Source organism: Bacteroides sp. PHL 2737 (assembly GCF_004115325.2).
In the GTDB taxonomy this organism is placed as follows: domain Bacteria; phylum Bacteroidota; class Bacteroidia; order Bacteroidales; family Bacteroidaceae; genus Bacteroides; species Bacteroides hominis.
In genome coordinates this window covers 3543151-3556897 of sequence record NZ_CP040630.1, presented here as the reverse complement: position 1 = coordinate 3556897, position 13747 = coordinate 3543151, and the positions used below count along the sequence as shown (strand labels likewise).

10 protein-coding genes are annotated in these 13747 nt (G+C 44.3%); 4 read left to right on the top strand and 6 right to left on the bottom strand.

The annotated features are described in order from the left end of the window. Window positions 1-286 precede the first annotated feature (286 nt). From DBK98_RS14555 to DBK98_RS14540, 4 genes are all read left to right on the top strand, one after another. Window positions 287-826 (top strand): dihydrofolate reductase family protein, encoded by a 540-nt coding sequence (locus DBK98_RS14555; RefSeq protein ID WP_005805836.1) that lies wholly within the window; start codon window positions 287-289, stop codon window positions 824-826. 325 nt (window positions 827-1151) lie between these two features. Next, a complete protein-coding gene (locus DBK98_RS14550; RefSeq protein ID WP_005805834.1) occupies window positions 1152-1511 on the top strand; it encodes a helix-turn-helix domain-containing protein in 360 nt (119 codons plus the stop codon). Continuing rightward, window positions 1474-3546, top strand: coding sequence for a bifunctional DNA primase/helicase (locus DBK98_RS14545; RefSeq protein ID WP_032536063.1), 2073 nt, complete (start codon window positions 1474-1476; stop codon window positions 3544-3546). Before DBK98_RS14550 ends, DBK98_RS14545 begins: the two co-directional genes overlap by 38 nt. A 17-nt stretch (window positions 3547-3563) precedes the next feature. Continuing rightward, window positions 3564-3902 (top strand): helix-turn-helix domain-containing protein, encoded by a 339-nt coding sequence (locus DBK98_RS14540; RefSeq protein ID WP_005805829.1) that lies wholly within the window; start codon window positions 3564-3566, stop codon window positions 3900-3902. Window positions 3903-4013: 111 nt separating this feature from the next. On the opposite strand, the gene DBK98_RS14535 is transcribed toward DBK98_RS14540, so the two are convergent. The 6 genes from DBK98_RS14535 to DBK98_RS14510 all read right to left on the bottom strand — a co-directional run bounded on the left by DBK98_RS14535 (window position 4014) and on the right by DBK98_RS14510 (window position 13725). Beyond that, complete coding sequence (locus tag DBK98_RS14535) at window positions 4014-4565, bottom strand: hypothetical protein (protein WP_032536077.1); 552 nt, start codon at window positions 4563-4565, stop codon at window positions 4014-4016. Beyond that, on the bottom strand, window positions 4558-5595 hold the full coding sequence (locus DBK98_RS14530; protein WP_005805825.1) for an ATP/GTP-binding protein: 1038 nt from the start codon (window positions 5593-5595) through the stop codon (window positions 4558-4560). The genes DBK98_RS14535 and DBK98_RS14530 overlap by 8 nt, the downstream gene beginning before the upstream one ends. 270 nt (window positions 5596-5865) lie before the next feature. Continuing rightward, window positions 5866-6408, bottom strand: coding sequence for a hypothetical protein (locus DBK98_RS14525; RefSeq protein ID WP_005805823.1), 543 nt, complete (start codon window positions 6406-6408; stop codon window positions 5866-5868). Window positions 6409-6467: 59 nt separating this feature from the next. Further along, the gene (locus DBK98_RS14520) at window positions 6468-7394 is read right to left on the bottom strand and encodes a hypothetical protein (RefSeq protein ID WP_005805821.1); all 927 of its coding nucleotides are present in this window, start codon (window positions 7392-7394) and stop codon (window positions 6468-6470) included. A gap of 24 nt (window positions 7395-7418) precedes the next feature. Continuing rightward, a complete protein-coding gene (locus DBK98_RS14515; protein ID WP_005805819.1) occupies window positions 7419-13598 on the bottom strand; it encodes an N-6 DNA methylase in 6180 nt (2059 codons plus the stop codon). Further along, a complete protein-coding gene (locus DBK98_RS14510) occupies window positions 13585-13725 on the bottom strand; it encodes a hypothetical protein (RefSeq protein WP_005805817.1) in 141 nt (46 codons plus the stop codon). Before DBK98_RS14510 ends, DBK98_RS14515 begins: the two co-directional genes overlap by 14 nt. Window positions 13726-13747 lie beyond the last annotated feature (22 nt).

Below are 13747 nucleotides of genomic sequence, written 5' to 3'. Positions count from 1 at the left end.
CCTTTACGTCAAAATAAGGAGAAAGAACATAGATGGAGGCTGACGAATGCTCCCTCCTTGTCTAAATATATAACATAACGTTTGCAGAAGATCTCATATAGAAAACTGGCGCTTTCAATAATGATAAGATATTCAGCGTACGTCTGTGCTATACATCGTATAGCGTGGATTTGCCTGTATATCATTGGGTATGCCAGTACCTCTATATGTGCAGCGTAAGTTCCACGCTTTTTTGCTTTATATCATTTTCAAAGGGAAGGACTATTTACTTAAAATTACTACGATCATGAAAACAATCCGACTTCTTACGTTCTCCAGTCTGGACGGATATCCGGTATATCCTGCTCCCGACAATATTATGTACCTCAGGAACTTCAACCTCAAATCCCACCTGCTGCAAGGAGAAGGGCCGCTTATCATTTCAGGTGAGGACTATGCCGAAATTTTCCAGCGGAATGCCGGTTGGCCGGTCACTGAGATCCAAACGTATGTCATCTCCTCTTCCGATATGAATGTCACTCCCGAAGCTCCGGTCATATTCATTACTGAAAATCCCGTACGGACTTTACACAAATTAAAACATGAAAATTCTTCCGGTTGCATATTCGTTATTACTTCCGGTATAGGAACCGGTATTATTTCTTTCCTGTTAAAAAACAAACTGCTCGACGAAATACACCTTATCACACTCCCCATCGTACTTGGCAGTGAAAGCAAGGCTTCTGGATTGTTTGATAACGTTCCTTATTCTAAGTGGAAACTGTCTTCCTCGACAGCGCATCCTTCGGGGGTACTCGAAACCTTTTATCGCCGGATACAGTCTTGAAATAAACTTCGGAGTACTTCCTGGCATGTATCAGCCTTCTTTTATTCCTCATTCTTTTTTATGTACGTTGGCTATACATTACATACAATCGCTTTTACTCAAAACGACCGGTTCTTTACCGGTTCGTATGACATTTTACGATAACGCTCTTTATTTTAACATACTGATTATAAGAAATATACAATACATCATTTACTTCTTCTCTTCAAAAATAAATCTTCTATACATTGCATGCAACGTATAAAAGATATATATTTCAATACCCCACCTTTGCCTCCGGAATTAAAATATAGTAACTATTAATCATTTGATACTACTTAAAAAAATGGAAGTAATAACTATCGAGAGCAAAGCTTGGCAAGAGCTCGCCGGACGGATCGGTTTGATTTCGGATTACATTCTCAGCCGGGAAAATGATGTAGAAAAAGAAAATGAGATGTGGGTGGATAACAATGACGTCAGTCTTTACCTGCACGTCAGTCTGCGCACGCTTCAACGACTCAGGGCATCGGGGGAAGTCAACTATTCCACCATTCGCGGCAAGCACTATTACAAAGTCGGCGAAATCCGCCGCATGTTGGAAGAGAAACTGATCAAATCCAATAGTGAGTACCTCAAAGATTTAGTAACCAACAGTCGAATGACCCATGCTGGAAAAAGAAGAAATACTAAAAAGGACAAATAACGGACTGGACGTATTTCGTCATTACATATCCGGGAGTTTGCGTATCGGCCGTAACTTTCTCAATCCGTTGTACAAGGATAGCAAGGCCTCCTGCAATGTTTACTTCAATCGGAAGACAGGTACATATTACATGAAAGATTTTGGTAACCCCTCTTACAGCGGTGACTGTTTCTTTCTCGTAGCCTCTCTTAAAGGACTGGATAATAACAATGCTTCGGATTTTGTTACCGTACTTCAGGCCATTAACCGTGAAATGAATTTGAATATCAGCACGGATACCGCCTCTAAAGGAACCTCCGATACCGGAAGTACCTGGCTTTTGGTACCGAAAGGGCCGCCCGAAGCCCTTCAGGAAAAGAAGTCATCCAAGCCCCGTCCCTACAGTTTTACCCAACAGTCCATGACAGATCCCGAATTGCAGTATTGGGCCAGATCGGGGATTGGCCCGCACGTCTTGCGGCAATACTCTGTCATTTCTCTCAGAGATTACAAGAGCGAGAACAAGGACGGCCAGCCTTTCCATTTGCAGTCATCAGCGGCCGAACCTATGTTCGGCTATCAGCACAAGACTTGCATAAAGGTTTACCGGCCGTTCTCCAAACTACGTTTCCTGTATGGCCATAGTGGAGAGCTGTGCGAGAATTACGTCTTCGGGCTTGAACAACTTCCCGCAAAAGGTGATCTGTTATTCATTGCCGCCGGAGAGAAAGACGTGCTCACCCTGGCCGCACATGGTTTCTCCGCTATCTGCTTCAATTCAGAGTCATGTAACATTGATGAAGACATCATTCACCGTCTTTCTTTCAGGTTTAAGCACATCATGTTACTTTACGATGTGGACAAGGCCGGAATGGAAAATTCCGTCACCCAGGAGACACGCCTCTCGGGGTACGGAGTCAGGCGTATCATCCTGCCGCTTCCCGGAACAAAAGAACAGAAGGATACCACCGATTATTTCTCACTGGGTCATACCCGTTCTGACCTGCTGCAATTGTTTCTTAAACATCTTGACATCTTATATAATTCAACTATGTCAGCACTCAAATCATGTGAAATAGATTTCCGCAATCCCCCTCCTATCGCCCGGATGATTGTATCTGCCGGGGAAGTTCCACTCGGGACCGAAGGCAATTTGCTTTGTATCACCGGTGGCGAAGGAACAGGAAAGAGCAACTATGTTGCGGCCCTGATCGCCGGTTCGATCCGTCCCGAAAATGCCTCGGTAGATACTCTCGGAGTTGACGTCGCGGAGAATACGGAGAACAAAGTCGTTCTCCTTTACGATACCGAACAGTCCGAGGTCCAACTTTTCAAGAACGTTTCCAAACTCCTCAAAAGAGCCGATTTGAAAGACAAGCCGGACGAGCTTCGTGCGTTCTGTTTGACTGGAATGTCCCGCAAAGAGCGCTTACAGGCCATCGTCCAGAGCATGGACAAGTTTTATTACCAGTATGGTGGCATCCAGGTAGTAGTTATCGACGGCATCGCAGATCTTGTAAAGAGTGCCAATGACGAGGCCGAGAGTGTTGCCGTGATAGACGAACTGTACCGGCTGGCGGGTATTTACAAGACCTGCATTATCACCGTACTGCATTTTATTCCGAACGGGTTGAAATTGCGCGGACATCTGGGCTCCGAGCTTCAGCGCAAGGCAGCCGCCATTCTTAGTATTGAGAAAGATACCACCGATCCGGGCATCTCCGTTGTCAAGGCGCTCAAAGTCCGTGACGGTAGCCCGCTCGATGTACCGTTAATGCAGTTCGCCTGGGACAAGGAACGTGCCATGCACGTCTATCACGGGGAAAAGCCCCGGGAAGAGAAGGAGAAGCGCAAAGAGAAAGAGTTGCAGAACGTCGCCGCTGAAATCTTCACCCACCAGCAATTCATTACCTATATCGACCTTTGCGAACAGATCCAGTCCATAATGGACGTAAAAGAGCGCACCGCAAAGAGTTATATCAAATATATGCGTGAAAAAGAGGTCATCATCCGTGATCCCTCCAATAGTACCTATTTTATAATCAATCATCAATAAAGAAATCGCCAAAGAGTATGATATACAGTTTAACACGTGAAGAGTTCATCGCCTGGATGGAACGGATTATGGATCGTTTCGATCAGATTAATTCCAGATTGGAAAGGAAGGAGAAGTTAAAGAATTGCCTGGACGGAGACGTCCTGATGGACAATCAGGACGTTTGCCTGCTTCTAAAGATCAGCATACGTTCACTCCAGTATTACCGTTCGAGCGGTAAATTGCCTTTTTCCAAGATCTCGGGGAAAGTCTATTACAAGTCATCCGACGTGCATGAGTTCATCCGCAAATCCTTCGAAGAAGATTCCGGTACCGGCCATAAGCGGGCATCTTCCGAGGACGGGCTTGAAAAATAAGAATGACTGTTCTTAACTGATAGCGCCACGATCCCTACCGGAACCGTGGCGCATTTTTATGAGTCACTTATGAATACAAGTTTATTTCCAATTCACGAATACAGAACCACCTTAGGCAAAGGTAATATCTGTTTCCGGTAGAATCCCGTTTGCTGTATCGACAGAATTAATTGAAATCTTTGCCGCATGCAGCCAGGACAGTTTATGTTTTAATTTCTGTTGCCAGACACTCATTTTAGTTTTTCGCTCATTCTCATTCATTTCATCGAACTCTATCCATGCTATAACAACGACTTTCTCCGCATCATTGAGCAATATCTCATTGATTCGGGTGAAAAAGTCCTTTTCGTTCGTAGAAAAACGGGCCGCATTCGTTGCCCCTGCGATGGTATCCCTGACCTTAACGGCTATCCTTCGCATAAGCTCCTCCCCTCCGGCTTTCAGGACTTCTTTAGTTTCAGGATCACTGGTATGTCCCCTGTAATTTTTCACCTCTACAAAATACAATTTCTTGTCCTTGTAGATTCCCAGGAAATCAACGGCCTTAGTTGGCTTGACAACATTACTAATCTTTCCATGAGCCACATGTTCATCGTATTTTACGACACTCCATCCCGCTCCTTTAAAATCAAAATTTAGATTGCTTTCCTGAAATTTACTCATAGTCATTGATGAATGTTTGCTCTAAATCATAATAAGCGGCATATTCCTCCAAGATAGGATTATTAGTTATTTCAGCTAAAGTATCACCTTCTTCCACGACGATTTTTCCCTCCTCTTTATTCAAACTGAAGAATTTTACGAAGGCCTTCGTATGCTCCTTATATTCCGAATGTAAAGACAGTGTATGTGTCAACAGATAGTCATGTGTAGCAATAAAAATCTGTAAACCGCACTGTTCAAGAGTCAGGATAAATTTTGCGACAATCTTTATCAGGGCCGGATTCAGGTTAGACTCCGGTTCATCCCAGAACAAGATTGTCTTTTCATTTATTTCTCCGTTTAAGATAAGATACAATATGGATGCCAGCTTGCGCAATCCCTCTGCCACCAGATGGGCTTCCATATTTCTGCCTTCCGTTTGTATATAAAAACGTCCGTTCATTTGCAGTACCTTAAATCCCAATTCTTTTTCCAATAGCTCAACAGCGGGATTCAGCGGATTTTCTTTGTTATCCTTTAGTACGGGAAGAGACAGCGAATGGGCCAACTTGATATACGTTTGGTCAAAAGATATCTCTCTTTTATTGGTTAATCCGATAAATCCTTCAAATAGAGAAAACATCTCACGAGGCGGTATATAAATAAATTGCTTTTCTTCCCATTTATTATCCACATCCAGTTTGACAGTCGTTTTTGAAGAGGTGGCAAAACTATAAGCCAAGCTCTTGCCCTCGATAGCAACGTTTACACTTGCCCTTCCGGATGCAGCGTTTTTATAGACCAGATTTCCTAAAGTATCCGGTTTGAAATAAGCCACTAAATCCTCTGCGATTATGTACTCGAATTGTTCTTTCGAGGCTGATTGCTTAGACAAAAAGTCATGCCTTGCCTGCAAACTTGCAGCCAAACTTTTCAATATATGTGTTTTGCCCGTTCCGTTTTTACCAATAAGGACGTTCACGCCTTTTCCGAATTGAAAGGAGTTCTCAACGAAACTGGTGAAATTATTCAATAATAGGCTATCAATCATTTTGTTCATTCATTTTTCAATGTTCTACAAAGATAGTCTAAAACTATAAAAAGAGCAAAAACTTACCCTCTGATTTTCAAAATCCTCCTTTGATTTGTTGCTTTCCACACTGGAACATAAGGAATGAATGAACAAAAAGCCATAAATTATTCATCCTCGTAAGATAAGTTCCAAGCATTTTTGTCGAAATAAATTCTTTTTTGCATCCCGACACACACTAAAAGGTGAAAAATCCTTGTAACGTCATCGCCTCGACTATAACCATTGTTCCTAAATCTTTCTCCTATTGGCAGTACGTTCATCCCGCTGTTGCTTCGAATGGGGTCTCCGGCTATCTCCGGAGCAATCATGAAAATGCACCTTACCTTTCATTCGATCTTTATATGCTTGTTTTTCCTGGAGCAGATGTTTCTTATCAATAGCCGGGCAAATAGGTTCCGGTCCGCCTGTATTGAACTGTTTGCCATCTACTATTTTCCCCTTCCGTTCCAGTTCTTTCTGTTTGGCGGCATTCATGTCGCTATAACTTCTGACTAACGGTTTTAGCATACGCCCCGCTATTTTGAACATCGTATTGATTATTTTTCTGACAAGTCCGAATAATCCGATATGCTTTCGTTTTTGCGCCTTAGCCTGCCTCTCGAATGGTTCTGGCATTTCTTGCCCCAGACCTTTGAAGAGATCCGCCAAATCACTCAGGATTCCTCCTAAGAATCGTCTCACCCTTTTAAGCAACGACGGACGTTTCACCTTTTCCTGATTCACTTCAGGTTGCTTTTCCTCTTTTTTCTCTGTTTTCACATTCTCTTCCATACTACTTTATTTTATAATTATCCATTAACAAAACCTGCCATCCTCAAACAAGGAAGCAGCTACCGGTTATCCGTTTTTTCTAAATATGTTCCGCACCTGAATCCCTTACGTGGAGAAAAATCCTCAAAATCACAGGATTTGAACAGGCAGACTTTATTCACCCAATGCGCCAGATCCTTTTCATACCCCGAGGGCGTGCGTTTGTTTCCAAAATCCCGGTAAGGTTGGACGAACGGCATAATACCTAATTCCTTCAGTACCTTTATCCGGTATAAATCCTGTTCCATCGTTGAATTAAATCCTACCAGCACATAACAGCATATCTTGTAGGGTTTGATATATTTAATAACCTCTTTTAATTTCTCTCTCAGGTCAATTTTCGGTAAATCCCAGGCAATATGAATCCTTTTCTTCAGTTTCAGTTTACTTAGGTAAAATGCCTGTTCCTCGTCCATGATCCGTATATCCACTCCATGAAGATTCACCGGTTGTGCCTGCTTTTTAAGATATTCGACCGCAGACCTCCAATCCGGATTGGCGAAAAAATTATTATCCAGCACTTCGATCCACTCACCGTGCGGATTTAGTTCCACCGGGATAGCAGGACGAATACCGCCCTCCTTTTCGTGTACCAGGCAGAACGGGCAATGACGGATGCAGCCCCTTGAAAAGAATTGCAGACTGTACCGGTACTGCGGATATATCGAATAATCCATCCTGACGGACTCCTCTATCTCGGAAGGCAACCGGCTTCCAATGTCATATCCCGTACCTCCTTTTACGAGCTGGTCTGCCCGGAGCCCATCGTAATCGTATTCAGGGGTAAAAGTGAATACCTTACTTGCATATACCGTATCATAAGATTCCGGTAAAGGACTGGCCCATTCCACCGGAATACCTTTATTCTGGTAATATCCCGCAATTTTCAACAGGGCAAAATTGGGAAAATGATGCCCGTCCACACTTATGATTCCTATCTTATTCATTTGTTATCATTTTTAACTATGTTATCAAAATTTCCTGTTCAAAGCCCCTTTTATCGAAAATCCGCGAACCTCTTCGATGGTCTTTGTCGGAATGTTATTTTTCGGTTCCGAGAGCAGTTTGCCAATCGATTCCAGCGCCTTGTCTTTCGCGTCCTCATTATCTTTACCTGTCAGGGCAGGAACAGAAGTTCTGTTTGGGGATAAATCACCCTTAGATTGTTCCGGCTGTTTATCATCTGCCGACTTTATCCCCAAAAGATCCGTATCGAGTCTCTTTAGTTCTTCCTTTAGTTCCATCAATTTATCGCTCTTTCCCCAGGTAGTATCGGCCATTTGCCGGAACAGGGGAATATCCTTTTCTATATCCTGCTTTTTTTCATTTTCCCCCTCAATCAAACCGGGAATTTTTTCAATGGCACTAATAAAATTACGTGCGGCGGTAAGTGGCTCGGTAGCCATATTACCGTTATTATAAGTATAATAGATATCACCGCTGCCCTCGACAAAGAATCGGTTATGCTTATAATCGAAACCATCCTTTTGTGACGCTTCCGTCTTTACCATCAAGTTAAATCCGTACAGTGTTCCGATCTGTTGGTACTCTCCGCCGGTTTCAGCCTTTTTATCTATTTCATTCAACTTTTCCCCGACAATTTTAGGGTTACTGCTTTCCAGTCCGTATAAACGGACCGGATTCTTATGGTAACCTTCATCGTTCATCTCGACGACAGACGTAAATTTGTTCCAGTCATTTTTAAGGGCCTTGATCCGTTCCTCATATTGTTCCACTTTGGATACCGAATCGCGTAGCTTTACCTGTGCCTCATTGACACTGCGATTGAATATCTTTTTCTCACTTTCGAGCACCACGACTTTTTTCTCCAGTTTGGCTTTATCCAGTAACCTCGTATCACCCGAAAGAATAGCGACGTATTCATTATAATTCATACCGCCCTCGTCATCCATTCCTCCCTCGTCGATTCTTCGGCTACCGCAAGTGTTGCGCATGATCTGGCTGATAATAGTCTGTTTGTGATGGAGCAGATTAAATTTGTAACTGTCCAGGGTACGTTGTACGGCATAAATGAGTACGTCCACTTTATTATCGGCATGAAGTTTGGCGACCCAGTTACCTTTTCTCACGCCCCGCCCATCCCGTTGGTCCAGGTCGGAAGGTCGCCAGGGACAATCCAGATGATGAATCGCCACACATCTCTGTTGTGCGTTCACCCCCGTCCCCAGCGTTTCTGTGGAACCTATCAGGACACGGATTTCACCCTCATTCATAGCCTTGAAAATCGCTTTTCGATGGTCTGCCGACTTTACTTCCTGAATGAATCGGATCTCATCTCCGGGAATACCATATTTATTTTCAAGTACTGTTTTAAGTTCCGAGCAGGGAGTCCATTCGCCCGGCTTATAAGTGCCCAGATCCGAAAATACGAACTGGGTTCCCTTATGTTCGTCATAGCGGTGATAATACTCCGCTATTTTAGCAGCACAATGATTGACTTTATTGTCCGGATGGCCGTCGAACTGGTCGAAATCGAGTATTCTCATATCCAGTGACATCTTCCTTGCATAGTCGGTAGCAAGTAACATGATCGCTTTTTCCTCTTTCTCGGTCAATGTTTCTTTTCCTAATCCCAGGACACTGACATCCCTTTCTTTGGCAAACGTCATCAGCTTCTTGGTAAATTCCTCCTGATCGGGAGTTGGAGGGATATCATGGAAGATCACATTCTTTTCCGGACGGTCGATACCAATCTCTGCCGCCGTACGGAAATCCGAAAAGGCGGTAAGCATCAATGCGAGTTCCGGTATCTTGATAAAACTCCTGAATCTCTCCTTGGGCTTTATCTCATTCGTCACCGAGTACTCATAGTCGATACTCTTCTCCGCAAACACCGCAGCCCACGCATCGAATGTGCCCAGCCCCATCTCCTCCAGTTTTTTCGGAATAAGATATTTGAAGAGCAGGTACAACTCCGTCAGCGAATTGGATATGACTGTGCCCGAATAGAAAGAGGCTCCCAGATCCCTGCTGGAACGTTCCTGAATACTTCTCAGGGCGAGTAACATATTTAGTGCCCGTTGACTCCCTTGGGGATTCCCCAGTCCGGCGACTCGTTCGTGCCGTGTGGTAAATGTCAAATTTTTAAATCGGTGACTCTCGTCTACGAATAAATGATCTACCCCCATCCGCTCAAAATCAACCACATCATCTGTCCGGATCTCCATGTCATGGACGATTTCTTTTAGTTTGGCTTCAAGGTTCGCTTTACGTTTCTCGACTCCTCTTCTCATATCATTGGAGACGTCGCCCCCCTGTTGGTCTATAACCTGAAGGTTCTGCTCTACGTCTTCGAGTTCCTGGTTGAGTATTTTTTCTTGTATTTCAAGCGATTGAGGTATCTTACCGAATTGTTCATGCGTTAAAACGATAGCATCCCATTCGTTATTTTTCATTTCATTTAAAAACCTTATACGCTTTTCCGGAGTGAAGTCCTCTTTTCCCGGATAGAGAACCCGTGCGTGCGGATAAGCGGTACAGAAAGTCTCCGCTATATCATGGATATTGGCTTTCAGCCCGGTCAGTATCGGTTTATTGATCAGTTTGAGGCGCTTCATCTCATAGGCCGAACAGCACATAATGAGTGTTTTACCACCACCCACCTCATGTCCGATAATTCCTCCGCCATTCACAATTTGCATCCAAACCGCATCCTTCTGGCTCGGATACAGGCCGGGAATATCCAGCCCTTGCAGGTCCAGTCCTGGAAAATTCAGATGCGAACCGTCATATACGGGTCGGCAGGTATTGTTGAATTTCCGGTTGTACATATCCGTGATCCTCTCTTTGAATTCAGGCGATTGCGCTTGCATCCATTCATAGAAGCCGTCCCTTATTTCATCAATTTTACTATTCGCCAGTTGGATCGCCTCTATATCCTTCACCTTTACCTTTTCATCTCCAATTCCCACTTCTTTCATGATATTGGGCGATGTATTATGCAAGGCGTGCCTCATTAGGTTTATACCGTCGAAAACCCTGCCGGACTGAGCTTTTACCGAGAAACGTTGCCGGATTTGGGCATTCCGTCTCGATTCGGTTTTTATCACATACTCATCACCGCTTGACAGGTAGTTGATAGTGGTTTTAGAATCGAATAGCCAGGATGCGTATTCACTATAGATATTTGTCGGAATCCAGCGCTCTCCGAAATTAAAATCCAAATCTGAAAAAGAGATCCGCTCGGGAGCGGCCTTACGAAGTGCGTCCAGCGCCCCACTGATCTCTTTATTATCCGGATCGGCCGCCAGCAATTCTTCTACCATCTCCGCCTTGGAAACAACATTACCCGAAAGGAACCTTTCAGCTATCTCATAATCTCTAATAAGTGGATTGTAATAGACACGTCCTTCCAGTTCTTTCAGTATATCCTCTTTCCCCAGATCGGTAAGTGAAGAGATATAATCGATATCAAAAACACCGCATTTGTTCAAGCAGGCAGCCATTGCCTCATGTACATCATCCGTATGCGATAGTTCATAATCACAGATCGCTACCGGATGATCGAAAATATCCGCTTTAACGGCATTGCCATCCACAAAGCGTTCCAGTGCTAGGATCTCCGCCCCATGACGGTCCATACGGATAAGTCCGTTATTTTTAGAACTGTTTACCTCCCCGTATTCATTCTTGAAGGTATCATATAGTCCGTTAAGCATTTCCCTCAATGCCGGATTAGGCTTTTGTGTCCTGGCTTCATTGTCATACAGATGACAATAGGTATCTCTCATCTCGATATACATCGAAGCTTTCCGTAGTTGCCTGTCGGACAACTCCAAAGGATGGAATTGGGCAGACAGCGCACTCGTTCCGGACAGATACCCGATCTCGTCTCCGTCTGCAATCAGGGCCCCCTCTTTATAGTGACTTTTATAATCTCCTGTCAGTGGCCGTCCGTTTTTACGGGAACGTCCCTTCTTGATATCCGCCTCTGTAAATATATCCTTACCGTTATTCACTTTTCTTTCTCTCGGCTTACCGCTACGGGGCCTTTCCCCCATAAGAGTACGGCCGGTTCCTTCATCGGATTGTTGGCTGAAAAGATCCGGCTCAGCTTCGTTTCTTTGCATATCATCTTCAAGACTCCGTACTTCAGTATCATGTTGGGGAGGAGCCACCGGTTCATCAGTATCACGGATTACAGGATTTACCGTATCATGAACTTCTAAATTATTATCAGAATGAACGGCACCTGACGGACTATCCTGAGATGACACAATTTGCACCGTACTTTCGCTTTCGTCCTTTTGAAGGGTGATCGGTTCGGGAGTGGCGGGTTTTGCCTCCGTCACCTCGGTTGCATCCGGTTTGTTAACCACCGGACCGTTAGATGGCGGGAACAAGTTTTTCTCTGCCGGTTTTCTTTCTGTTTTCCTCGACTTTTTCCCCCTTTGCGATTTTATTTGTGACCGTTCTTCCTGGTCCATACCGAACAGGTCATAAAGAGAAAGGACAGGTGCGCCCGAATTGGGAGTCGGCACTTTTTGCCCTCCTACCCTTTCTTGTACTGGCTCATTGGTAACAGGTTCATTGGAAGCCGGCTCGCTGAAGACAGGCTCATTAGGAACAGACGCATGAGGTACGGAAGCATTCGGAACAGGTTCGTCAGGAAACAAAGAAGCGCTTACCCCATTCATCTTGTTTTCGACAGGCTGTTTCTGTTCTGCCCCGACTTTATCCGGCACGGCATTTTCTACCTCTTTCTCCGGAAATAACATAGCCGCCTTAACAGGATCGTTTACCGGCTTTTCGGGAATGCTCCCTTCCTCTGGCGCAGTCTCTATGACAGGAGACACCTTTGGCGTATCCGAGGAGTCATTCAACTTTTCGAGTGCTTTTTGCAGTACTTCCTCCTGCACGCTTTCGGGTGAAAGAGCATTTGCTTCGGTTTCGACTTTCCGTTCTTCACTATACGAGGCAACTTCCTGAACCTCCTTATGAGTCATTTCCGGACGCTTGTCTGCTCTGAAGGACTCATAAAGTTGCTTATCCAGGTTTGCGTGAAGGTCAGCTTTCAGCATCCTTTTCAAGTCACTGGCAATTCCTTCTATGCCTCCACTATGCAGATAGACCATTCCAGGTTTACCGTACTGATCCTTATCGGCTTTCGATTCCGTACAGATAACACTTGCCGTTTGCTTCATGTATTCGTTAGTTGGAATGTTTCCGTTTTGCCGGACGGCATTTAAGAACGATTCTTCCGGTGCCGTCAGTTTCCCCTCTTTATTGGAGTTTTTCTGAAGTACGATAAGGTCACTGCCCACGCTTGTTCCCGCATGATCCGTAAACAGGTTATTCGGTAACCGGATAGCTGAGACGAGGTTGGAATTTTCCATCAGGTATCGGCGTACCCCGGCATTAGACGGAGTATTCATAACCGCCTGCGAAGTAATGAAAGCCAGAATACCGCCCTCTCGCAACGTATCCAGTCCTTTGGCAAAAAAATAATTATGGATATTCCGGGCAGTTTCCCGTTTCAGGGTATTCTTACTGCTGACGAACTCCGGATCAAAAGCCGCGACATCCCCGAAAGGAATATTACTGCTTACAACATCAAAACGCCCGTTATAATAGGGATCGATCGTTTCAAACGCTTCAACATTAATCTTTTCTTTCGGATATAAATGCTGAAGTATTTTTCCGGTCATCAGATCTTTTTCAAATCCGACAACCTCCATATCATTTCCTTCGGAGGTAGCTTTAAAGGCAGAGATAAACTCCCCCATTCCCGAACAAGGATCGAGGAACCGGTCAGGCGTGACTCCGTTTTCACGCAAAGTATCAGCAATAGTCTCCACAACGGGAGAAGGAGTATAAAAAGCGGTTAGAATAGAATTTTTTATCCCATTCATATACTTCTTATACTCTTTTTCGTTTTCTGTATTCTTACGGACCACCTGGTGCAGCTCCACCACAGGCTGGAACAGTTCCATATCCGAAGGAGTCCAGGATAAAGCGTCTTCTACCGTTTGTATCGGATTGAGAACGCACTTCAAAGCGCCGAACCCGACATATCTCCGAAGAATATCCATTTCATCGGACGTCGGTTTACGGTTTTCTTTATCAAGTAAGAATGCTGTTTTTATTGCTTCAATGTTATCTCTTAAATGTGCCTTTCTATTGAAGGCCATTTACCGCAGAATTTGGTGAATACCAGAGTACAGGCATAATTTCGGTGAAGTCCGGCATCCATACCCGACAGACAATGCAGTCGTCAGAAACATTACCGGAGAATTCCATCATTTTTCTTGTTCGCATATTTTTTTGGATTTAGTGGTAC

Excerpts from the sequence above, each read along its gene's own strand:
- DBK98_RS14555 (WP_005805836.1), top strand. The coding sequence starts at position 287 with ATGAAAACAATCCGACTTCTTACGTTCTCCAGTCTGGACGGATATCCG.
- DBK98_RS14550 (WP_005805834.1), top strand. The coding sequence starts at position 1,152 with ATGGAAGTAATAACTATCGAGAGCAAAGCTTGGCAAGAGCTCGCCGGA.
- DBK98_RS14545 (WP_032536063.1), top strand. The coding sequence starts at position 1,474 with ATGCTGGAAAAAGAAGAAATACTAAAAAGGACAAATAACGGACTGGAC.
- DBK98_RS14540 (WP_005805829.1), top strand. The coding sequence starts at position 3,564 with ATGATATACAGTTTAACACGTGAAGAGTTCATCGCCTGGATGGAACGG.
- DBK98_RS14535 (WP_032536077.1), bottom strand. The coding sequence starts at position 4,565 with ATGAGTAAATTTCAGGAAAGCAATCTAAATTTTGATTTTAAAGGAGCG.
- DBK98_RS14530 (WP_005805825.1), bottom strand. The coding sequence starts at position 5,595 with ATGATTGATAGCCTATTATTGAATAATTTCACCAGTTTCGTTGAGAAC.
- DBK98_RS14525 (WP_005805823.1), bottom strand. The coding sequence starts at position 6,408 with ATGGAAGAGAATGTGAAAACAGAGAAAAAAGAGGAAAAGCAACCTGAA.
- DBK98_RS14520 (WP_005805821.1), bottom strand. The coding sequence starts at position 7,394 with ATGAATAAGATAGGAATCATAAGTGTGGACGGGCATCATTTTCCCAAT.
- DBK98_RS14515 (WP_005805819.1), bottom strand. The coding sequence starts at position 13,598 with ATGGCCTTCAATAGAAAGGCACATTTAAGAGATAACATTGAAGCAATA.
- DBK98_RS14510 (WP_005805817.1), bottom strand. The coding sequence starts at position 13,725 with ATGCGAACAAGAAAAATGATGGAATTCTCCGGTAATGTTTCTGACGAC.